The organism is Kitasatospora sp. NPDC042419, assembly GCF_056437345.1.
On the sequence record NZ_JBWKAW010000014.1, the window covers coordinates 137,378 to 159,707 of the forward strand.

A 22,330-nucleotide genomic window follows, 5' to 3' on the forward strand; every position below is an offset into this window, starting at 1 on the left:
CGCCACATGCTGGCGGCCGGCGGTGCGGCCCGGCAATTGGCGGGACCCTCCAATTCGGACCGGCGAGCGGCCCGTCCGCTCGGAGACTCGTCCACCGGCCGGTGCGGCGAGACTGGACTTGACCCTCACGCAACGGGAGGAAGGAGGGTCGTGGTCAGCACGAAGGGAGAACCCGGATGAACGGCGGCGAAGGAGCCGACGGCGCGGGGTACGCGGTCGGCGCGGTGGCGAGGCTCGCCAAGGTGACCGTCCGCACCCTGCACCACTACGACGAGATCGGGCTGCTGTCCCCCCGGGGCCGCACCCGGGCCGGCTACCGCCGGTACGACGGGGGCGACCTCAACCGGCTGCAGCGGATCCTGTTCTACCGCGAACTCGGGTTCCCCCTTGAGGAGATCGCGGCCGTCCTGGACGACGACTCGGTGAGTCCGAGCGAGCACCTGCGTCGGCAGCACCGGCTGCTGACCGACCGCATCGCCCACCTCCAGGAACTGGCCGCGGCCGTCGAACACGCCATGGAGGCAGAGAAGATGGGCATTCAGCTGACCCCGGAGGAGAAGTTCGAGGTCTTCGGCGACTCCTACCGGGAGGAGTGGGAGACGGAGGCCGAGCAGCGCTGGGGCTCCTCCGAGGCCTGGGCGGAGTCGCAGCGCCGCACCGGCGGCTACGGCAAGGCCGACTGGGAGCGGATCAAGGCGGAGGGCGACGCGCTGAACGCCCGTCTGGCCGAGGCCTTCACCGCCGGTGAACCGGCCGACGGCGGCCCGGCGACCGACCTCGCCGAGGAGCACCGGCAGCAGATCACCGGCAACTTCTACGAGTGCGGCCACGAGATGCACTGCTGCCTCGCCGAGATGTACGTCGCCGACCCGCGCTTCACCGCCGTCTACGAGCGGCTCGCCCCGGGCCTCGCCCAGTGGCTGCACGACGCCATCCTCGCCAACGCGGCCCGCCGCACCAGCGGGCAGGCCTGACCAGGTGACGGAGTGACGGTAGCCCCCTGACCACCTGACCACCTGGCACCCTGACCGCCGGACCCCGCCGCTGCCCCGCCGCCCCGGGGACGGGCTGGGTCAGGCGGCGCCGCGGCCGAAGGAGCGGCGGTAGGCGGTCGGGGAGGTGCGCATCACCCGGCCGAAGTGGTGGCGGTAGGTGGCGGCGCTCTCGAAGCCGACGGCGGCGGCGACCTCCTCGACGGTGCCGTCCGGCGATTCGAGGAGGGGCAGGCTGGCGGCGACGCGCTGGCTGATCACCCAGCGCATCGGGCTGGTGCCGTTGCGGGCGGTGAAGTGCCGCAGGTAGGAGCGGTCGGACATCCGGGCGGCCCGGGCCAGGAGCGAGACGGTCAGCGGCGAGGCGAGGTGGTCCAGCGCCCACTGCATGGAGCGGGCGATCCCGTCGTCCTCCTCCTCGACCGGCCGGACGGCGGCCTCGATGAACTGGGCCTGGCCGCCGTCCCGGTGCGGCGGGACGACGAAGCGGCGGGCCACGCTGTTGGCCACCCGGGCGCCGTGGTCGCGGCGGACCAGGTGCAGGCAGAGGTCGATCCCGGCGGCGCTGCCGGCGCTGGTCAGTACGGAGCCGCTGTCCACGTAGAGCACGTCGGGGTTGACCCGGACCGCCGGGTGGCGCCGCTGGAGCAGTTCGGCGTACCGCCAGTGGGTGGTGGCCTCGCGGCCGTCCAGCAGGCCGGCGGCGGCGAGCGCGAAGGCGCCGGAGCAGATCGAGACGATCCGGGCGCCGCGTTCGTGCGCGGTGCGCAGCGCGGCGACCAGGCCGGGGGAGACCTCGCCGCTGAAGGCGTTGGGCACGCCGGGCACCACCACGGTGTCGGCGGCGGAGAGTTCGTCCAGTCCGTGTTCGGCCGTGAGGGAGAAGCCACCGACGGAGCGGAGCGGTGTGCCGGGCCGGTCGGCGCAGACCCTCAGCCCGTACCAGGGGGCGGCGAGCAGTCCGCTCAGCTCCGGCCGGGCGAGCCCGAACACCTCCACCACCACGCCGAGTTCGAAGGGCGTCATGCCGTCGAAGGCGTACACGGCGACGTCGTGCACCGGGTCCGGCCGCCGTCCGATGGTGACGGCCACCGGCCCGGTGGTCTGCTGGTCGGCCATGGGGTCCCCTCGGGGCTGGGCTGGGCTGGGCTGGGCTGCGGTTGGCGGGATGCGGGGGAGTGTAGCCGTTCCGGCCAGATCGAATTTCCTTCGTCCGCACTGCAACCCCGGCGATCGCCGGACGTCTATCGGACGGGGGCGGACGGATCCGGAAAAGCCGGTACGACAGTATTCCCGCAGATCACAACCTTGATCACTGTCCTGACGGGCCGGCACGCGCCGGAAGCCGTCCCGGGGGAAAGCAGAACGTACATGTCCATGGCCATCGGGCCGATCGCGGGACCGGGTAGGGGACGGGGACTCTCCCTCGCCGGGTTGGCGGGGCTGCTTTTCGGCGCGCAGGAGGTCGACGAGGCACCCGTCGGTGCGGCCCCGGAGCAGGAAGTGACGCAGCGCCGGATGGGCTTCCGGCTGCTGCGGGGCGGCCGGTCGGCCGCCGGGGAGGAACGCCCGACCCTGACCGACCTCTACCACGCGCACCGGCTGGGGCTGGTGCGGATGGCGGTACTGCTGGTCGACCATCAGGACCTGGCCGAGGACGTGGTCCAGGAGGCGTTCGCCCAGCTCTACCAGCGGCACGGGGAGAAGCTGGAGGATCTGGACAACGCTCTCGGGTACCTGCGCACCTCGGTCGTCAACGGCGCCCGGTCGATGCTGCGCCGCCGCAGGACCGCCCGCGAGTACGTCCCCCCGCACGAGGCCGACGCGCCGTCGGCGGAGGACCACGCGGTGCTCAACGACGAGCACCGCCGGGTTCTGGTCGCCCTGCAGGAGCTGACCACCCGCCAGCGCGAGGTGCTGGTGCTGCGCTACTGGTCCGACCTTTCGGAGGCACAGATAGCCGAGACCCTGGGGCTCTCCCGGGGTGCCGTGAAGTCCACTGCCAGTCGGGCACTGGACGCCCTGGAAAAGCATCTGGAGAAGGTTCGATGACCGACAGGCTTCCCCGCCGGTCCGGCGGCGACGGCGACGAGCCGGACGAGACCCCGGTGGAACGGCTGCTCCGCGAGGCGATGGGCGCCCGCGCGGCGCAGATCACCCCGCACGGCCTCCGTCCGGCCGCACCGCCGAGCCGGCGGGTGCGCCGGCTGCGGCCGGTGTACGTCGCCGCCGTGCCGCTCTTCGGTCTGGCCGCCGCGCTGGCGTTCGGTGTGCTCGGCTTCCGGGGCGACACGGTCGCCAGGCAGCAGGACCCCGGCCCGGCCGCCACCCTGTCCGCCACGGCGGACCCGACCCCGGTCCCGACGCCGACCGGTGAACCGAGCCCCGCGCCGAGCCCGGCGGACACTCCGCTCGCGGAGCCCTCGCCGTCGGCCGACGCGCCGGAGGAGGGCGAGGGCGGGGACGGCGCGTCGAAGGGCGACGAGTCGAAGGACGACAGGACGAAGGGCTCGACGGGCGCGCCGCTCGGCAGCCCCGTGCCGCAGAACTCTCCGAGCGGCACCCCGTCGGGCACCGGTACGGCGAGCAGCAGCGCCCCGCCCCAGTCGGCGGCGACGCCGTACACCTTCCGGGGCGTCAAGTTCAAGGTCCCGGCGGGCTGGCGGGTCGTGCCGCCGGTCGAGAACTCGATGCGGCTCTGCGTCCTGAGCCCGGGCGCGCCGGCGGCGGCGACCGCCGCGGACTGCGCCCCGTACGGAGTGCAGCTGGCGGTGTTCGACGAGGAGGCGCAGACCTGGCCGGCGATGTCCTTCCTCGGGGTGCGGGGCGGCTGGGGCGCGCAGCCGTACTGCCCGGTCTGGGGGAACCCGCACGTCCCGACGGCGGCCGACTCGATGTCGGAGGGCGCGCCTGTCACGACCAGGGACATCGTGGCCGGGCGGGCCGCCCAGAAGTCGCAGTGGCAGGTCAGCTGCAACGCCAAGGAGTCGTTCACGGCCCAGCTGTGGGGCCTGCCCGAGGACCAGGTGTTCATCTCGGCCATCGGGCTCAAGGCGGAGTACCAGACGGCCCTGGTGTCGATCCTGGACACCCTGAACGTCAGCGGGCACCCGGCACCGCTGCTGTCGCCGCACCAGAACGACGTCAGCGTGAGCGTCGAGGGGGTCGGCGTGGGCCAGCAGGTGCCGAACGACGGCAGTACGGTGCCGGTCACGGTCACCTACCGGAACACCAGCCAGACCGACTACGCGGCGATGGTGCCGCTCGTGTTCGCCGAGCCGTACGCGGGGGCCGCCACCGGCGTCCGGGGCACCGTGGAGCGGCAGGACGGCGCCGGCGCCTGGCAGGCGTCCGACATCGGGGTCGACAAACCCGCCGGGGACGGGGCCAACGGGGCCGTCGCCCTCGCGCCCGGGCAGAGCGTGACGCTGAAGTACCGGCTGAAGCTGACGGCCCAGGACGGCGCGGGGGTGATGCCGGTGACCTTCCGGGCGATGGTGGTGCCCAAGCAGGGGACGGTGAGCGTCGTGGGCGGCCGCACCATCCCGGTGCGGGTGGTCGTCAAGTAGGGCCGGAACGCACGGGGCCCGGCCTCCCCCTCGGAGAGGGAGGCCGGGCCCCGCGGCGTTCACCGCGTTCACGGCGTCCGAAGGGCCGGTGGCGCCCGGCGGACGGCGGACGGTTGGCGGACGGCCGGCGGCGGGCTCAGGCGAGCGAGGCCATCCACGCCTCGACGTCCTCGGCCCGGCGCGGCAGGCCGGCCGAGAGGTTCTCGTTGCCGTCGGCGGTGACCAGGATGTCGTCCTCGATCCGGACGCCGATGCCGCGGTACTCCTCGGGGACGGTCAGGTCGTCCAGCTGGAAGTACAGGCCGGGCTCGACGGTGAGCACCATGCCCGGCACGAGCAGCGCGTCGACGTGCTCCTCGGTGCGGGAGTGGGCGCAGTCGTGGACGTCCAGGCCGAGCATGTGGCCGGTGCCGTGCAGGGTCCAGCGGCGCTGCAGGCCCAGCTCCAGGACCTTCTCGACGTCGTACACCGAGGCGTCCAGCAGGCCCCAGGCGAGCAGGCGCTCGGCGAGCACGCGCTGCGAGGCGTCGTGGAAGTCGCGGAAGCGGGCGCCGGGCTTCACGGCCGCGATGCCGGCCTCCTGCGCGTCGTAGACCGCGTCGTAGATCTTCCGCTGCAGCGCGTCGAAGCGGCCGTCGATCGGCAGCGTGCGGGTGACGTCGGCGGTGTAGAGGGTGGTCGTCTCGACGCCGGCGTCGAGCAGCAGCAGCTCGCCGGGGCGGACCTCGCCGTCGTTGCGGACCCAGTGCAGGGTGGTGGCGTGCGGGCCGGCCGCGCAGATCGAGCCGTAGCCGACGTCGTTGCCCTCGACACGGGCCCGGCGCCAGAAGGTGCCCTCGATCCAGCGCTCGGAGGTGGCGACGGCCTGGCCGAGCTCGCGGACGCAGTCGGTGAAGCCGTTGACGGTGGCGGCGCAGGCGGCACGCAGCTCGCCGATCTCCCACTCGTCCTTGACCAGCCGCAGGCCGCTCAGGAACTCCTTGAACTCGGCGTCCCGGTCGGCGTCCAGCACCTCGGCGAGCGCGGCCTCCAGGCCGGCGTCGTAGCCGCGGACGATCCGGGTCGGGACGCCGCCGGCCTTGGCGCGCTCGGCCAGCTCGTCGGCGGCCTTGCGGACGTCGCGGGCCGGGAGGCCGAGCAGCTGCTCCTGCTCGGTGAGGCTGTGCCGGCGGCCGACCCACAGCTCGCCGTAGCCGTCCAGCCAGAACTCGCCGTTCTCGCGGTCGGAGCGGGGCAGCAGGTAGAGGCCGAACTCGTGCCCGGTGTCGCCGGTGGGCTCGGCGACCAGCACGGCGTCCTCGGTCTGGTCGCCGGTGAGGTGCACGTACTCGCTGGCGGCGCGGAAGCCGTAGTCGGTGTCGTTGGCGCGGACCTTGAGGGTGCCGGCGGGGACCACCAGGCGCTCGCCGGGGTAGGCGGCGGAGAGCCGGGCGCGGCGCTCGGCGGCGTAGGGGGCCTGGGCGACCGGGGTCAGGCCGTGCAGCTCGGTGTCGGCCCAGCCGGACTTCATCGAGGCGGCCAGCTCGTCGGAGACCTCGGAGTAGAGGCCGTTCTTGCGGCCCTTGGACTGCTGGGGCTCCTCGTCGCCGCCGGCGGCCTCGGGGTTCTCGGCCACCGCGGGGGTGCGGTCCTCGGTCACGTACGTCGCCTCCTTGCGGGTGGTGCCGCCTCGGTCGTGTCGGATCGCGACACACGTGGGCGGCCGTGCGTCCATGGTACGGACGCCCGGCCGCTCGACTGTTCGGGGCCGTTCGGGGCCGTTCGGGCCGGCCGCCGGGTGGCTCCGCGGGGTCGGCTCTGCAGCTCGGCAGCGCAGCTCGGCTCTGCGGGGTCGGCCGGATCCGCCGGTCCTGAGCCGCCGGTCCGGAGCCGCCGGTCCTGAGCTGCCCGTCCGGGCGGCCGGACGGACGGCGTCACTCGAAGCGGGCGGCCAGCAGCATCAGGTCGTCGGTGGCCGGACCGGGGGCGGGCGAGTCCGGGCCGGCCGGGGCCTTCGCCTCCCGTCCTGCGCAGACCGCCAGCAGGTGCGCGCAGAGCCGGTCGGGGTCGATCCGCACGTCGCGCGGTGCGTCGGCGGCGGCCCGGCGCAGGTTGGCCTGCCCGGCGTGCAGGGTCGGGCCGAACCGGCGGGCCAGGCCCTCGGTGTAGAGCACCAGCGAGTCGCCCCGCTCGGCGGTCAGCTCGACGCCGGGCGCCTCCCAGCAGGACAGCATGCCGAGCGGCGCGGAGAGCGAGGTCTCGACGAACTCGGCGCCGTGCCGGGTGACCAGCACCGGCGGGCAGTGGCCGGCCCCGGCGAGGGTGATCCGGCGTTCCTCCGGCTCCACCCAGGCGTAGACGGCGGTGGCGCTGCGGGCCGGCTCGGTCGTCTTGAGCAGCAGTTCGAGGTCGCCGAGGACGGACACCGGGTCCTCGCCCTCCAGCACCGCGTACGCCCGCAGCGCGGACCGGACCCGGCCCATCGCGGCGGCCGCACCGGGGGCGGAGCCCGGGCCGGCGCCCGGCCCGTCGCCGGACACCGAGCCGACGGTGAGGCCGACCGTGCCGTCCGGCAGCGGGATGGCGTCGTACCAGTCGCTGCCGGACGAGCGGTCCAGCCCGGCCGGGACCAGCCGGGCGGCCAGCCGGAGGCCGGCGGGCTGGGGGAGGCGGTCGGGCAGCAGGCCGCGGCGCAGGGCCTCGGTGGTGCGCCGGACCTTCTCCGCGTCCAGCTGCTTGGCCAGCAGGGGGGAGGCCACATCGCAGTACCGGCGGGCCAGCTCGCGCTGGCGCTCGGTGGGTTCGGCGGGCTCGTCGTAGAACCAGAGGACGGCGGCGAGCGGGCCGTCCTCCTCGGTGACGAGCGGCAGGCCGTAGCAGCCGCCCAGGCCGAGGCCGGCGGCGAGCTCGCGGAGCCGGGCGCCGACGGCGGGGTCGCGGGCGAGGTCGTGCGACTGCAGGTGGGAGGGCCGGTCGTGCTCGCGCAGCAGCCGGGCCACCAGGCTCTGGTCGGGCGGGACGGTCTCCAGCGAGCCGAGGCTGGCGCGGTCCAGGCCGAGGCCGAGCGGCTGGCTGGGACCGCCGCCGGGCAGCGCGGTGACCAGCAGGGCGCGGCGGGCACCGAGCAGTGCGGTGCCGGAGGCCAGTACGGCGGCGAGGGTGGCGTCGAGGCCGCGGGCGCGGGCGAGCAGCTCGGTGTGCTCGTGCAGGCTGGTGAAATCGGACAGCCGTCCGGCCAAACGGTCCTGCACCGCGGACGGGGGTGCGGTCGGGCCGTCGGCCGAGCCCGGCCCGTCCGGTGCGCCGGGCTCGCCGGACGCGCCGGGCTCACCGGGCGTGCCCTGCTCGCCGGCCGCGGTCCGGTCGCCGGTCGCGGCCTGGTCGTCGGACGTGCCGTCGGTGCCGTCGGACGTGCCGCCGGTGCCGTCGGGCGTCGCGGTGCCGCCGGGTGTCCCGGTGCCGGGCACCGGGCCGGTGAAGCCGGGCGGGTCGAGCACGGAGAGCCCGCTCGCGCCGCCGGGCTCGGCGGGCTCGGAGGAGGTCGACGGGGGGTGGGACTCGGTCATGCCGCCACTCCTGACGCGGTGGTACGTGTCACGCGGATCATGCGGAACCCCCATGTACGGCCGTTTGGAGCGATCACGGCCGAAAGGGCGCGTTTCGCCTCGATTCGCTACTACTCGTCATTGATCGACAGCAATGCCACCACTTCTACACAGGCCATTCGGGGCATGTCCAGAGCCATGACAAGGCTGGTGGCCGGTTCGCCGTGCTCCCGGGCCCGGCCTGGGGGCGTGTTCGGTTCGTGCGCGCGCCGGTCGTTCGCCTCAGGGCGCTCGCGGGTCTCCACCCCGGTCGCGGCCCGCTCGCCGGCCGGGCGCTCCCCGGGCGCTCCCCGGTCGCGCTCCCGGTGCGCCGGCCTCCTCGCTCACGGGCGCGACGGGGTGTGACCGGCCCGTCGCCCGAGCGCGACGGCCCCGCCGTCCGGGCATGGAGCAGCCAGGGAGCGGGCAGAACCGTGAGGACGGCTCCGGCGGCCGTCCGGATCGTATGCTTTCGCCGTCCGCTGGCCGGGTCGGCCGGAAGTGACTCACTCGTACGGTGGAACCAACCGCGCCCGGGCGGCGTCCATCCGGTCGCATACGGGATTCTCGTTCCAAGGGCTGTTCTATTCCGCGGCCCTTTCACATCCTGCTCCACTGCGTGCTCCACGCCCGCACCGCCGTTCACCCTGCCGTTCGCCCTGCCCGCCGCCCGGTTCCGGGCCGGTGCGGGCGTTCCCGGACGCGCGCCGGCGGGCCGGTCCGGAGCCCGCGGTCCGGAGCCAACCGAGCGGTCACGGAAAGGAACGGGTGCCAATGCGCGACAACCCCATGCGCGACAACCCGGGGAGCCGGTCGGCGGCCCGGGCGGCCAGGCTGGCCGCGGCCCTGACGGCCGCCACCGAGCACCGCTGGCCCGTCGTCCCCGGCACGTCGGTCGTCGGCGGACAGTGCTCCTGCGGTGATCCGGACTGCCCCGTGCCCGGCGCCCACCCGCACGACCCGCCGCTGCTCGCGGCCACCACCGATGCCCGGATGGTGCGTTGGTGGTGGGAGCGGCGCTTCCCGGACGCCCCGCTGCTGGTCGCCACCGGCCGGACGGTCTCGGCGGTCAGCCTGCCGGCGGCGGCCGGGGCCCGTGCGCTCGCCTATCTCGCCGCGCTCCGGCTGCCGCTCGGACCGGTGATGGCGATGCCGGGCCGGTACGCGATGCTGGTCGTCCCCTACTCGCTCGACGCGCTCGGCGAGATGCTGGCCCAACTCCCTTGGGTTCCCGGCTCGTTGCGCTACCACGGGAGCGGGGGCTTCCTGCCGCTGCCGCCCGGCGGCGGTACGGGCGACCGGGTGCGGTGGGTGCTGCCGCCTCGTCAGGGAGCGGACGGTGGCATCTGGCTGCCCCAGGTCGGGCCGCTGCTGGGCGAGTTGGTGGAGGCTGCGGTCCAGCTGGACAGCGGTCGGTCCACGTACTGATCGGGCACGGTCCACTCGTTCCGGGGTGGGCCGGCCGGAAAAACAAAAGATCCGGCCGCTGGCGACGGGGGATGCACCAGCGACCGGACTCTTTAGACAGTAACAAGGATCTGCGCCCGCGCCAATTTCCAAGACGCCCTCGCAGCCCGGAAATTGCGGGTCACGGCGGACAATGTGACGCGTATCACGTGGATCTCCGCGTGGCCTGTCCGCCTCCTGTACACCTTTAGTTCAAAGTGACCTGACGGTTCACCAGGTTCGCCCGGGCGCGCCGCTCCTCGGCGGTCAGCGGCGCCGGGTCGGCGAGCGTCTCGGCGAGCCGCTCGGCGAACTCGGCGGCCGGCTTCTCGCAGTCGGCCGCGGTCATCGACAGCGGCAGGTCCCAGACCGGAACGGTCAGGCCGTGCGCGCGGAACGAGCCGACCAGGCGGGTGTCCTGACCGAGCGAGGACCGCTCGGCGGCGGTCAGCCGGGCCAGCGCGTCCAGCAGCTGCTCCTCCGGCACGGTCATCACCCAGCGCAGGTGGTTCTTGTCCGGGGTGCCGCACCAGTAGGCGGAGTCGACGCCGGTGAGCTTCTCGGTCGGGATGGCCGAGGCGTTGGCGCGCTCCAGCGAGGCTGCCACCTCGCCGGTGGCGGTCTCGGCGTCCTCCAGCCAGAACTCGAAGCCGGTGTGCACGGCCGGCTCGAAGGGGGCGTCCGCGTCGAGCAGGTCCTGCAGCCGTCGGCCGCCCGGGACGGTCCGGCGGGCCGGCACGGGGGTGCCCGGCTCGGCGGCGAGCGCCAGCTCCAGCGCGTCGGCCAGGTCGCGGCTCAGGTCGCCGGAGGCCGACTGGGTCTGCAGGCCCAGCAGGATCGAGCCGTCCTGGCGGCGCAGCGCCGGCCAGGCCAGCGGCAGGACGGTCGCCAGCGTCACCGACGGCACCTCGCCCACGGCGGTGGCGGCCACACCGGCGGCCAGCGTCAGCGGGACGGTCGCGGCCGGCACCAGCTCGCGCAGCGCCACCCAGTCGGCTTCGCCCGACAGGCCCTCGAACGGGCGGTGCACCAGCTCCTGCACCGCGTGCGAGGCCTCCCGGCCGTGACAGGCCTTGTACCGGCGGCCCGAACCGCAGGGGCAGTTCTCGCGGGCCCCGACCACGGGGATCTCACCCGTGACGGCGGTGGTGGACTGGCTGCGCTGCGGCGCCTTCTTGGCGGCCTTCTTGCCCATGGTGCGGCTCTCCCGGGGACGGTGGTGTTGTGCTCCGGGCAGCCTACTGACGTTCTCCGGGCGCGTGGGCGCACGCCGGGGCGCGGGGGCGCTGGTCCGGGCGGCACCGCCGCAGGCCCGGCGGGGTGCGGCGAGGTGCGGTGGGGTGCGGCGGGCTCGGGCGGACGGTGTCCGGCGGTCGGGCGGTCCGGCGACGGGTCGGCCGGGCGGCCCGGGCGCTTCGGTGCCGGGCGGCGGTGCCGGTGCCCGGTGGCCGGAACGGTGTGCGGCGCCCGGACGGCCGTGCGGTGCTCGGTCCGTGGCGCCCGGACGGCCGGACGGCCGTGCGGCGTGGCGCGTGCTGCTGCGGTGCTCAGGCGATGCGGTGCTCAGGCGCTGCGGGGTTCGCCGCCGGTCCGTCTGGCGTGGCGGGCCCGGGCGGGCAGCGCCGCCCACACCGTCACCTCGCCGGGCGCGTCGCGCACGCCCCAGTCACTGGCCAGCTGGTCCACGATGCCCAGTCCGCGACCGCCGTGCGAGGTCAGCGACGGGCTGGCCGGCGAAGGCCGGGTCTGTGCCCCGCCGTCGGTCACCTCCAGGGTGAGCACGCCGTCGGCGTGCATCTGCCAGCGGACCAGGACGCCGCCGCTCTCGTCGTCACCGCTGCCGTCCGAGCCGCTTCGGCCGGTGCCGCCGCCGTTGCCGCTGCCGCCGCCCGGAACGGCGGCACGGTCCTCGCCGGCCCCGGCCGTCCGGGACGGTACGCCGACCAGCAGCGGCTCCACGACCTCGGCCCGGGCGCCGCGCCCGAGGGCGGGCAGCGGGCCGAGCGGTCGCGCGTAACGACACGCGTTGCTCAGCAGTTCGGAAAGGATCAGAACAGCATCATCGATGACCGGTTCCGGTATCTGCCGGTCACCCAGATCTCGACGCAGTCGGCGCCGCGCGGCCCCGACGCTCGCTGGGCCGTGCGGCACTGCCATGGTCGATGAAGTCGGCACTTCACGCGCCACCATCAACGCCACCCCCGGACCTCCTTCAGCGTATGCCGAGGGATGGATGCCCCTTGGCAATACGTCGGAAACGACCGGACGGCGATCCCGCACGGACATTTCAAGCCGGTCGACAGACGGTGCTCGACAGGTGATTCGATGCTCACCCTGCGTCGTGAAAGTGCCGTAATTGCGTCAGAAATCGGCGTCGGAAGGTTTGAGTCCCTACCAAGACGATCAACGGGTCCAGGTGGTTGAACGGTTCACCGCACGGTTCCGTACCGGCGCCGCCCGGCCGGATCGGTATTCCGCAGACGGGCCGGACCGTCACCGGCCGAGCTGGGCCAGCACCTCCGCCGGGCGGTTGGTGATGATCGCGGACACCCCGAGCTCCAGGCAGAGCTCGACGTCGGCCAGCTCGTCGACGGTCCAGACGTGCACCTGGTGGCCCAACTCGCGCAGCCTGGTCACCAGCCCCGGCCGGGCCCGCACCAGCTCGATGCCGGGGCCCGCGATCCGCGCGCCGCCCGGCAGGGGCGCCCCCGGGCGCAGCCGTCCGCGCAGCGCCAGGCCGCGCTCGAACAGGAACACCCGGGGGTACTCCGGCGCGGCGGCGCCCACCCGGGCCAGGGCCAGCGAGGAGAAGCTCATGATCCGGGCCCGGGCGCGCCCGCCCTCCCCGGTGCCGCCGATCCCGAACCGGTCCAGCATCCGCAGCAGCTCGGACTCCACCCGGCCGCGGAACCGGACCGGGTGCTTGGTCTCGATCGCGAGGTCCACCGGGCGTCCGCAGTCGGTGACCAGCTCCAGCAGGCTCTCCAGCCGCAGCACCCCGCGCAGCTCCGGGTCCTCGCTGGGCCGACCGGTCTTCCAGGCGCCGAAGTCGTGCGCCTCCAGCTCGGCCAGCGTCATCGCGGAGACGGTGCCGCGGCCGTCCGACACCCGGCCGATCCGGCGGTCGTGCACGCAGACGAGCTGCCCGTCGGCGGTCACCCGGACGTCGCACTCGAGCGCGTCCGCGCCCTCGGACAGCGCCCGGCGGTAGGCGGCGAGGGTGTGCTCGGGCAGGGCGTGCGAGGAACCGCGGTGGGCGATCACCTGGACGGTCGGCGCGGTGCGCGCCGTCGCGGGCGAGAGGTCTGGGCTGGTCACACCGTCCACGATAGGCCGCGGAAGTGACACGAAAGCGAAGACGGCCCCAACCTGCGGGGCCGTCTTCGGGCATGCTCACGGTCGTGGACGCGGCGGTCGGCCGGCCCCGTACCCGGGCGGGTCGGCGCGCGGGTACGGGGCCCGGGTCGGCGCGCGGTGGCGCCCCCGGTCAGCGCGCGGCGGCGCCCCGGGTGAGCGGGGTGAGCGCCCAGGTGGCCAGGGCCGGGACCAGGAAGCCGAGCAGCGAGGCCGAGGTCCACTCCTGCGGGGTGAAGTGCAGCGCCTCCTGCGCGGAGGTCCAGAAGTCGGTCCACCAGCCGGCGACGGCGGTCGGGGCGATCAGCTGGTACGTGGCGAAGCCGAGCGCCCACGGCAGCAGCATCAGCCAGCGGGACGGCGCGTCGGCGGAGAGGTTCCAGCCGCGCCGGCCGGCGCCGAGGAAGTAGTCGACCGCCAGCACCGCGAACATCGGCACGAAGATCGAGCCGATCAGGCCCAGGAAGGCGTAGTACGAGTCGGTGAACTCGGTGATCTGCAGGGCCAGCACGGTGATCAGCAGCCCGGTGCCGCCGGTCAGCACCCGGCGGTCGACCTTCGGCAGCAGGTTGTGGACCGACATCGCGGTCGAGTACACGTTGGCGAACGACTGGTCGGTCTCGCGCAGCACCAGCACCAGCAGGAACAGCCAGCCGGCCCAGACGCCGAGGAAGGAGTCGAAGATCCGGGCGGGGTCGCCGTCCGCCTGGAGGAGCGCGACCAGGCCGAGCACGTAGCACCAGACCTGCGCCACGGTGTAGCCGGAGAAGCTGCCCCAGAACGCCGAGCGCGGGGTGCGCGAGTGCCGGGTGTAGTCGGCGGCCAGCGGCACGAAGGAGATCGACACCGCGATCATCGCGTCGGTCGCCTTCAGGAAGCCGTGCCAGTTGCCCGCCCCCGGGTCGGACACGCCGTTGCGGCCCAGCTGGACGGTGAGGTAGACCATCGCGACCGCCACCGCGGCGGCGACGAAGCGGCGCAGCACCGCGATCGCGCCGAGCGGCCAGATGGTCAGCGCGGTGGTCACCGCGCCGGCCAGCACGATGAAGATCCAGCGGTAGCCCTCGGTGCCGACGACGGTCTGCGCGCCCATCGCGATCACCAGCAGCTCGTACACGCCCCAGCCGATGCACTGGACGATGTTGAGCACCGTCGGCACGTACGAGAGCCGCGTCCCGAACAGTCCGCGCAGGTTGGCCATGGCCGGCGCGCCGGTCCGCGCGCCGATCAGGGCGGCCACCCCGAGCATCGCGGTGCCGACCACGGTGCCGGCCACGATCGCGGTCACCGCGGCGGCCAGCGACAGTTCGCTGCCCTGGGCGCCCAGCACGGTGGCGGCGGTGGTGAAGCCGATGAGCGAGACGCCGAGGTTCATCCAGAGCGCGAAGTGGTCGCGGAAGCGGAGCGTGCGCGGCGGCTCGGTGTCCAGCACCAGCGGCGCCTCGACGCGGGCGCCGTCCGCGGCCGCGGGGCGGTCCAGGACGGCGGTGCCGCCGGAGCGGGCGGCCTCCCGGGAACCGGGGACGGTGCTCCCGGCGTCCGACGACGGGGGGAGACCCTCGGAGGAGGGCGCACCCGGGGACGAGGATGGCGAAGCAGGCGGCATGGCCGATACTCCCTACGCCGGCATTACCCGGACAGGTTCCGGCGGTCAGCGCCCCCTCGACGCCCCGCCCACGGATCCCGTGGCGTACGGTCGACCGGCGCACTCTCAGCCTGGTGGGTCCAAGCTCCCGCGTGTCAGTTTGGAGCGACAGGCTAGCGGCCGCGGCGGAGAACGCCAAGGCCAGGGGACCGTGCTCCGGGGCCGGCGGGGTGCGACGGGGGAGCGGCGGAGGCGTTGCGGGGGGTGCGGCGGAGGCCGCGGTCCGGGTGCGGCGCCGAGGCGCGCGGAGCCCGTCGGGAGGGGCGTTCCACCAGGCTCTGTCTGGCCTGGCTAAGGATTCTTATGACTTCTTCAGAAGGGTCCTTACGGCAATCGAATCGAGTGTGCGAAAAACTATGGTTGTTGGTCCTGTCAGCTATGGAGGTCGTCCGTGAGCACCGAGCGCGAGGTTGGGTCCACCGGGCCGCAGGGGGAGCAGCCCTCCGGCGGCCAGGGGGTGGTGGGTCCCGCTCCAGACGGTCCGGCGCAGCAGTCTGCGGCCGGCCCCGCCCCCGTGGCGACGCCCCACGACCAGTACCCGTCCGCTCCGGGCGCCGCGCCCGCCGAGGGAGGCAACGGAGGGTTCACGCCCACGCTGGCTTTCGGCAAGGTCGGCGCGCCGGAGCCGGCGCCCGCCGCCCCGGCGGCCGACACCGGCTACCTCGACGCCCCGCCGCCGGTCCTGCCGCCCGCGCCGGCCACCCCGGCGGCTCCGGCCCCGGTCGCGCCCGCCGCGCAGGTCGGCAACCCGTACGCCACCCCCGCCCCCGGCACGCCGGTCCCGCCGGCCGCGCTCGCGGCCCACGACCCGTACGGCGCCCCGGCCGCTCCGCAGGCCCACGGCACGACCGGCCAGCACCACCCGTTCGGCGCAGGCCAGCCGCTCGGCGGCTGGGGAGGGCACGACATCACCCCCGGCGGCCCGGGTGCGCCCGGCGGCCCCGGCGGTCCGCTCGGCTACCCGGCCGAGTACCCCGGCGCCCCGTCGCCCGGCGGCCCGCGCAAGAAGCGCGGCGGCCTGATCGCCCTGGTGGCGGCCGTCGCCCTGGTCGCCGGCGTGGCCGGCGGCGCGGTCGGCGTGCTCGTCGCGGACCGTGACGACACCAGCGTCAGCGCCGCGGCCGACCGCACCAGCACCACCGTCCAGGCCAACAACTCCCAGAAGAACGAGGCCGCCCCCGGCTCGGTGGCCGGCATCGCGCAGAAGGCGCTGCCCAGCGTCGTCACCATCAAGGCGCAGGGCAACGGCGAGTCCGGCACCGGCACCGGCTTCGTCTTCGACACCGAGGGCCACATCCTCACCAACAACCACGTGGTCGCGCCCGCGTCCAGCGGCGGCAAACTGACCGTCAAGTTCGCCGACGGCTCGTCCTACAACGCGTCCGTGCTCGGCCGCGCCGAGGGCTACGACGTGGCCGTCATCAAGCTCGACAGCCCGCCCAAGGGCAAGCTGACGCCGCTTCCGCTGGCCGACTCCGACAAGGTCAACGTCGGCGACTCCACCATCGCCATCGGCGCGCCGTACGGCCTGGAGTCCACCGTCACCACCGGCATCATCAGCGCCAAGGACCGCCCGGTCGCCTCCGGCGACGAGACCGGCTCGCAGGCCTCGTACATGAACGCGCTGCAGACCGACGCCTCGATCAACCCCGGCAACTCCGGCGGCCCGCTGCTCGACTCCGCCGGCGCGGTGATCGGCATCAACTCGGCGATCCAGTCCAACTCCTCCAGCACCGGCCGGGCCGGCTCCATCGGCCTCGGCTTCGCGATCCCGATCAACCAGGCCAAGTGGGTCGCCGACACCCTGATCAAGACCGGCAAGCCGGTGTACGCCAAGCTGGACGTCCTGCGCAACGACGACTACAAGGGCGACGGCGCCCAGATCCAGACCCGCGACATCCAGGGCACCCCGGCCGTCACCCCCGGCGGCGCCGCCGACCAGGCGGGCCTCAAGCCCGGCGACGTCATCACCAAGCTCGGCGGCAGCCCGATCGAGAACGGCCCGGCCCTGGTCAGCAAGATCTGGACGCACAAGCCCGGCGAGACCGTCGACGTCGAGTACACCCGCAACGGCCAGACCCTCAGCACCAAGGTCACCCTCGGCACGCGCGTCGGCGACTGACCCCCGCCCCGACCCCGAAAACCCGGTGCACCGAACCCCGCCGGACCCGTTAGGCTGACCTCCGCCTGGAGAGCTGCCCGAGCGGCCTAAGGGAACAGTCTTGAAAACTGTCGTGCGGTGACCCCGTACCGTGGGTTCGAATCCCACGCTCTCCGCTGGTTGGAGAAAACCACCTGCTCAAGGCGGGTGCCGGCATCGAGCCGGCACCCGCCTTCGGTGTTTTCGGGGGCGGGGTGGAGGTGGGGCGGGCGGGGGCGGAGTGTCCGGTTTCACCTGAACGGGGGGTTTGGGGACGAGGTGTCCTCGTGTGGGGGTGTGGGTCTCGTTTAGCCGGGTGCAAGGGGCGGACTGCCCTGGGCCTGGCGAGGAGAGACGGATGGCCTGGTACCCCGGCGCGGAGAAGATGGAGCTCCAGCCCGAGTCGGACGAGCAGACGGCGATCACGCCGACGCAGGTGATCTTCCACAGTGTGGCGGCGCCGTGGACGCCGCGGCGGATGTACGAGTACTGGCGGGACTCGACCAACCTGGAGTCGCACTTCGGGGTGGGGTACGACGGCAGCGTCGGGCAGTTCGTCGGCACCGAGACCCGCGCCGACGCCAACATGCACGCGAACCGCCGCGCCGACGGCACCGGGGCGGTGAGCATCGAGTCGGCCAGTGACGACCGGAGCACCGACCCGTGGACGGACGCCCAGCTGGCGGCGCTGATCGCGCTCGGGGCCTGGCTGCACCAGCGGCACGGCGTCCCGCTGCGCGCCTGCCCGTCGTGGGACGCGCCGGGGTTCGGGGTGCACCGGATGTTCCCGGAGTGGTCGGACGGCGGGACGGCCTGTCCCGGGGACGTCCGGGCGCGGCAGTTCCGCGAGACCGTGCTGCCCGGCATCGCCGCGGCGGCGGGCGGCGCACCGCTGCCCCCGCCGCGCGCGGAGTCCGGCCCGGCCCGGTACCGGGTGACCGTCAACGGGCTGGAGTACGGCTACGGAGCGCACGGGCCGCACGTCCTGGAGGTGGGGCAGGCGCTGGTCCGGCAGGGCTTCGGACGGCACTACCAGTCCGGGCCGGACGAGGACTGGCGGGACGCCGACACCCTCAACTACCAGGACTTCCAGCACGGTCTGGGCTACTCGGGGCCCGACGCGGACGGGGTGCCGGGGGAGGGGTCGCTCCGCCGGCTGCTCGGCCGGCTGCCCTCGCCGCGGCGGGTCTCGGTGGCCCACGTGGCGGCGGCGGCGCGGACCGACCCGGGGGCCGAGCAGGGGCACCAGACGTACGGCGGCGAGGTCCGGATCGTCGAACAGGCGCTGGCCGACGAGGGGTTCCTGGAGCAGCGCTGGGTGGACGGGTCGCTCGGCACCCGGACGGTGCAGGCGTACGCCGCGTTCCAGCGCAGCCTCGGCTACTCGGGCACGGACGCGAACGGGATCCCCGGGCAGCGGAGCCTGCGGGTGCTGGGGGACCGGCGGGGGTTCGACGTGACGGACTGAGCGGCGGGGACGGGAGAAGGGGGAGGGGAGGGGAGGGGAGGGGAGGAAGGGGCGGAGAGGCGGCCGGCGGTGGCGGAGCTCCGGTGCTTGACCATGACACGGTGTGAGGGTCTGCACTGGAGGCATCATGTTCAACATCGGAGACTTCGCCAAACACGGCCGGGTGTCGGTCCGCATGCTGCGTCACTACGACGCGATCGGGCTGCTCCGGCCGGCCCGGGTCGATCCGGCCAGCGGCTACCGCTGCTACGAGGCCGCCCAACTCGCCCGGCTCAACCGCGTCATCGCCCTCAAGGACCTCGGCTTCACGCTGCAGCAGGTGCGGGCCGTCCTGGACGAGGAGGTGGACGCGGTGGAGCTGCGCGGGATGCTGCGGCTGCGGCGGGCCGAGCTCGCCGCGGCGATGGCGGCGGACGCGGAACGGCTGACCCGGGTCGAGGCGAGGCTCCGGACGATCGAGAGCGAGGGGACCATGTCCACGCACGATGTCGTGGTGAAGCGCGTACCGGCGGTGCGGGTGGCCGAGCTGACGGCGGTCGCGGCGAGTTACGAGCCGGAGGACGTCGGGCCGGTGGTCGGTCCGCTGTTCGAGGAGCTCTGCGGCCGGCTGGCCGCGGCCGGGGTGGCGGAGACCGGGCCGTCCTTCGCCTGCTACGAGGACGTCCCGGACGGGGACGGCGCGGTGCTGGTCCGGGTGGCCGTGCCGGTCGGGGCCGCGGTGGCCCCGGGCGGGAAGCAGGGCTTCGCGGTGGTCGACCTGCCGGCCGTCGAGGAGGCGGCGACCGTGGTGCACCGCGGGTCGATGGACGACGCGCTGGGCTCCTTCCAGGCGCTGGCGCGGTTCATCGACGAGAACGGCTACCGCTCGGCCGGGTACGCCCGGGAGCTCTACCTGGAGTGCCCGGACGACCAGGCCGGGTGGGTGACCGAACTTCAGGAGCCGGTGGCCCGCGGGTAGTCGTCCCACGGGGTGGCGCTTGCCCTCAAGCGGGTCGAGGGTCCTAGCGTCGGCCGACATGACGATCACCGGCGCCACCGCGCCCGAGGGAGCCGACCGCCCGGACCTCAGGGCCCGGGCCGACCGCCGGGGCCGGGCGGCGCTCCCCGGGCCCTACCTGCTCTGGCTGGTCGGCGCCCAGGCCGGCGCCCTGGGCGACGCGGCCCTGTTCTTCGCCCTGGGCTGGGCCGCGGCCGCGCACGGCGGCGGCGCCGCCGGCCTCGTGCTCACGGTGATCACGGTGTGCCGCACCGCCCTGGTCCTGCTGGGCGGTGCGCTGGCGGACCGGCTGGGCGCCCGCCGCGTGATGCTCGTCGGGGATGCGGTGATGCTGGCCGCGACGCTCGCCCTGGCGGCGGCCGCGGGCTGCCTGGGCACGCCGCTCTGGCTGCTGGTCGCGACGGCGGCCGTGGTCGGGGTGGTCGACGCGTTCTACCTCCCGGCGAGCGGGTCGATGCCGCGGCGGCTGGTGGACGCAGATCAGCTGCCGCGGGCCCTGGCGCTGCGTCAGGCGGGCGGGCAGACCGCCGCCCTGCTGGGGGCGCCGCTCGGCGGGGCGCTGGTCGCGGTGGGCGGGCTGCCGGGGGCGGCGCTGGCGGACGCGGCGAGCTTCGCGGTGCTCCTGCTGGTGCTGCTGCGGGTGCGCGTCCGGGCCGACGAGGTGACGGTCCCGAAGCCCTCCCCGAACGCCTCTCCGCATGCGTCCCCGGAGGGTCCGGCAGCCGCGCCCGGGCTGCTGCGCGAGGCGGCCGCCGGGGTGCGGCTGGCGGTGGGGGACCGGCTGCTGCGGGCGGCGCTGCTGCTCACCGGGGCTGCGGCGGGGGCGCTGCTGCCGGTGGTCTCCCTGCTCGTGCCGCTGCTGGCCCGGGAACGCGGGTGGGGTGCCGGGGCGACCGGGCTGGTGACGGGCGGGCAGGGGGCGGGGGTGCTCGCGGTGGCGGCCCTGCTCTCCTGGCGCGGTGACGGGGGCCGGGGCGACTCGCGGCGGCCGGCGGGGCGGCCGACGTCCGGGCACGGGACAGGAACGCGGTCGGGCGCGGGGTCGGGCGCGTGGGCCAGGGCGTGGGTCGGTGCGGCCACCGGGCTCTGTACGGCGGCGGTGGGCATCGCGGTGCTGGCCTGGGCACCGGGCCCGCTGGTGGCGGCGGCGGGCGGGGTGGTGACGGGGGCGGGCTCGGGGTTGTTCGCGTGCCGGCTCGGCCCCCTGCTGCTGGAGGGCGCGCCGGACGGACATCTCGCCCGGGTGCAGGCGTTGCTGACGCTCGTCCAGAGCGCGGCGCTGGTGCTCTCGACCGGGCTGCTCGGACTGCTCGCCGACGCGGCGGGGGCCCGGGTGCCGACCGTGCTCTGCGCGCTGGCCACCGGTGGGGCCGGGCTCGCCGCGCTGGGCTCCCGGGCGCTGCGGCGGGGCTGACCGCCGGCCGGGTGCCTCTCGGGTGCGCGGCGTCCGCGCGGCGCCGGCGCGGACCGGGTGCGGCGCGGACCGGGTGCGGAGCGGCGTACTTGCCGGGCGGCCGGGTGCCGGGCAGAGTGCGAGGGCCGGACGCGGTCACCCGGCGGGTGCGGAGCGGCGGACCTGCCCCCGCCCGGACGGCCCCGGTCGCTGCGCCGGTGGCGTCGGCGTCGGCGACGGCCGAGGCGGTACGGAAGCGAAGCAGCACGAGCAGCACGAGCAGCACGAGCAGCACGAGCAGCACGAGCGGCAACAACGGCGCCAGCGGTGCGGTGGGACCGGGTGGCGCGAGCGGAGGCGGCGATGAGTGACCTGACGGACCGGCTGGCGGAGGGCCTCCCGCCCGGCGCACTGGCGGTGGACCCGGACGTGACGGCTGCCTACAGCCGCGACATGGCGGGCTTCTGCGCGGCCGGCACCCCGGCCGTGGTGGTCTTCCCGGAGACGGTGGAGCAGGTGCAGCACGTCATGCGGACCGCCACCGCCCTGCGGGTCCCGGTGGTCCCGCAGGGGGCGCGGACGGGTCTGTCCGGCGCGGCCAACGCGGTGGACGGCTGCATCGTGCTGTCGATGGTGAGGATGAACCGGATCCTGGAGCTCGATCCGGTCAACCGGATCGCGGTGGTCGAACCCGGTGTGGTGAACGCCGAGCTCTCCCGGGCGGCGGCCGCGTCGGGGCTCGCCTACCCGCCGGATCCGTCGAGCTGGGAGTCCTGCACGATCGGCGGCAACATCGGGACCGGGGCGGGCGGGCTGTGCTGCGTCAAGTACGGCGTGACCAGCGAGTACGTGCTCGGGCTCGATGTGGTGCTGGCGGACGGGCGGCTGCTGTCGACCGGGCGCCGGACGGCCAAGGGGGTCGCCGGCTACGACCTGACCCGCCTGCTGGTCGGCTCGGAGGGCACGCTGGGCGTGGTGGTCCGGGCCGTGGTGGCGTTGCGGCCGGCGCCCGAGCCGCAGCTGGCGCTCGCGGCGGAGTTCCCGAGCGCGGCCGCGGCGGGTGAGGCGGTCTGTGCGGTGATGGCGCGCGGGTTCACGCCGTCGCTGATGGAGCTGATGGACGCGGTGAGCGTACGGGCGGTCAACGAGCTGGCGCAGATGGGTCTTCCGGAGTCCACCCAGGCGCTGCTGCTGGTGGCCTTCGACGGCCCGGACCGGGTGGACCAGCTGGCCGCGGTGGGCGATCTCTGCCGGGCCGCCGGGGCGGCCGAGGTGGTGCCGGCCGAGGACCAGGCCGAGTCGGAGATGCTGCTGGAGGCCCGCAGGCTGGCGCTGCCCGCGCTGGACCGGCTGGGCACCACGATGATCGACGACGTGGCGGTACCGCGCTCGCGGCTGGCCGAGATGCTGGCCGGCGTCGCGGCGATCGCCGAGCGGCACGGGCTGACGATCGGGGTGGTGAGCCACGCGGGCGACGGCAACACCCACCCGATCGTGATCTTCGACGGGGCGGACGCCGAGCAGTCGGCGCGGGCGCAGCGGTCCTTCGACGAGATCATGGAGCTGGGGCTGGAGCTGGGCGGCACGATCACCGGGGAGCACGGGGTGGGCCTGCTCAAGCGGGAGTGGTTGGCGCGCGAGCTCGGCCCGGTGGCGTCGGAGCTGCAGCGGCAGCTGAAGGCGGTCTTCGATCCCTTGGGCATTCTCAACCCCGGTAAAGCGATCTGACCGTATTCTCGGCGGACCGCAGATTCGGCGAATCA

General features: G+C 74.8%; 16 protein-coding genes and 1 tRNA gene. 10 read left to right on the forward strand and 7 right to left on the reverse strand.

What is annotated here, in order from left to right; genetic code table 11:
• The first annotated feature begins 176 nt into the window (after positions 1-176).
• On the forward strand, positions 177-974 hold the full coding sequence (locus tag AC067J_RS25080) for a MerR family transcriptional regulator (RefSeq protein ID WP_478302703.1): 798 nt from the start codon (positions 177-179) through the stop codon (positions 972-974).
• Positions 975-1,073: 99 nt separating this feature from the next.
• Here AC067J_RS25080 and AC067J_RS25085 read toward each other — a convergent pair whose 3' ends face one another.
• Positions 1,074-2,111, reverse strand: a complete 1,038-nt coding sequence (locus tag AC067J_RS25085; protein ID WP_478302705.1) for a DJ-1/PfpI family protein — start codon at positions 2,109-2,111, stop codon at positions 1,074-1,076.
• Positions 2,112-2,510: 399 nt separating this feature from the next.
• Here AC067J_RS25085 and AC067J_RS25090 point away from each other — a divergent pair, with 399 nt between their 5' ends.
• On the forward strand, positions 2,511-3,044 hold the full coding sequence (locus AC067J_RS25090) for a SigE family RNA polymerase sigma factor (protein WP_478302862.1): 534 nt from the start codon (positions 2,511-2,513) through the stop codon (positions 3,042-3,044).
• Positions 3,041-4,561 (forward strand): hypothetical protein, encoded by a 1,521-nt coding sequence (locus AC067J_RS25095; RefSeq protein ID WP_478302707.1) that lies wholly within the window; start codon positions 3,041-3,043, stop codon positions 4,559-4,561. Before AC067J_RS25090 ends, AC067J_RS25095 begins: the two co-directional genes overlap by 4 nt.
• A gap of 136 nt (positions 4,562-4,697) precedes the next feature.
• Here the strand turns inward: AC067J_RS25095 and AC067J_RS25100 are convergent, their stop codons facing one another.
• Positions 4,698-6,200 (reverse strand): aminopeptidase P family protein, encoded by a 1,503-nt coding sequence (locus AC067J_RS25100; RefSeq protein WP_478302709.1) that lies wholly within the window; start codon positions 6,198-6,200, stop codon positions 4,698-4,700.
• Between the two features lie 274 nt (positions 6,201-6,474).
• On the reverse strand, positions 6,475-8,106 hold the full coding sequence (locus AC067J_RS25105; protein WP_478302711.1) for a PP2C family protein-serine/threonine phosphatase: 1,632 nt from the start codon (positions 8,104-8,106) through the stop codon (positions 6,475-6,477).
• A 792-nt stretch (positions 8,107-8,898) separates the two neighbouring features.
• Between AC067J_RS25105 and AC067J_RS25110 the strand changes: the two genes are divergently transcribed.
• Entirely contained in the window at positions 8,899-9,552 is a 654-nt protein-coding gene (locus AC067J_RS25110; protein WP_478302713.1) for a bifunctional DNA primase/polymerase, read from the forward strand.
• Positions 9,553-9,778: 226 nt separating this feature from the next.
• Here the strand turns inward: AC067J_RS25110 and AC067J_RS25115 are convergent, their stop codons facing one another.
• From AC067J_RS25115 to AC067J_RS25130, 4 genes are all read right to left on the reverse strand, one after another.
• Positions 9,779-10,765, reverse strand: coding sequence for a DUF5926 family protein (locus tag AC067J_RS25115; protein ID WP_478302714.1), 987 nt, complete (start codon positions 10,763-10,765; stop codon positions 9,779-9,781).
• Between the two features lie 368 nt (positions 10,766-11,133).
• Positions 11,134-11,727 carry an ATP-binding protein gene (locus AC067J_RS25120; protein ID WP_478302716.1) on the reverse strand — a complete coding sequence of 198 codons (594 nt, stop codon included), beginning with the start codon at positions 11,725-11,727 and terminating at the stop codon, positions 11,134-11,136.
• A gap of 336 nt (positions 11,728-12,063) precedes the next feature.
• Positions 12,064-12,888: a glycerophosphodiester phosphodiesterase family protein gene (locus AC067J_RS25125; RefSeq protein ID WP_478302717.1), complete on the reverse strand. Its 825-nt coding sequence runs from the start codon at positions 12,886-12,888 to the stop codon at positions 12,064-12,066.
• A 169-nt stretch (positions 12,889-13,057) separates the two neighbouring features.
• Positions 13,058-14,530: a purine-cytosine permease family protein gene (locus tag AC067J_RS25130; protein ID WP_478302719.1), complete on the reverse strand. Its 1,473-nt coding sequence runs from the start codon at positions 14,528-14,530 to the stop codon at positions 13,058-13,060.
• Positions 14,531-14,960: 430 nt separating this feature from the next.
• Here AC067J_RS25130 and AC067J_RS25135 point away from each other — a divergent pair, with 430 nt between their 5' ends.
• The 6 genes from AC067J_RS25135 (at position 14,961) to AC067J_RS25160 (ending at position 22,295) form a co-directional block, all read left to right on the forward strand.
• Positions 14,961-16,691, forward strand: coding sequence for a S1C family serine protease (locus AC067J_RS25135; RefSeq protein ID WP_478302721.1), 1,731 nt, complete (start codon positions 14,961-14,963; stop codon positions 16,689-16,691).
• A gap of 67 nt (positions 16,692-16,758) precedes the next feature.
• Positions 16,759-16,846: transfer RNA gene (locus AC067J_RS25140), tRNA-Ser, on the forward strand.
• A gap of 221 nt (positions 16,847-17,067) precedes the next feature.
• The gene (locus tag AC067J_RS25145) at positions 17,068-18,177 is read left to right on the forward strand and encodes a peptidoglycan-binding protein (protein ID WP_478302722.1); all 1,110 of its coding nucleotides are present in this window, start codon (positions 17,068-17,070) and stop codon (positions 18,175-18,177) included.
• Between the two features lie 127 nt (positions 18,178-18,304).
• Positions 18,305-19,135 carry a MerR family transcriptional regulator gene (locus AC067J_RS25150; protein WP_478302724.1) on the forward strand — a complete coding sequence of 277 codons (831 nt, stop codon included), beginning with the start codon at positions 18,305-18,307 and terminating at the stop codon, positions 19,133-19,135.
• Positions 19,136-19,193: 58 nt separating this feature from the next.
• Positions 19,194-20,588 carry an MFS transporter gene (locus AC067J_RS25155; protein WP_478302726.1) on the forward strand — a complete coding sequence of 465 codons (1,395 nt, stop codon included), beginning with the start codon at positions 19,194-19,196 and terminating at the stop codon, positions 20,586-20,588.
• Between the two features lie 342 nt (positions 20,589-20,930).
• On the forward strand, positions 20,931-22,295 hold the full coding sequence (locus tag AC067J_RS25160) for an FAD-binding oxidoreductase (protein ID WP_478302728.1): 1,365 nt from the start codon (positions 20,931-20,933) through the stop codon (positions 22,293-22,295).
• Positions 22,296-22,330: the final 35 nt, after the last annotated feature.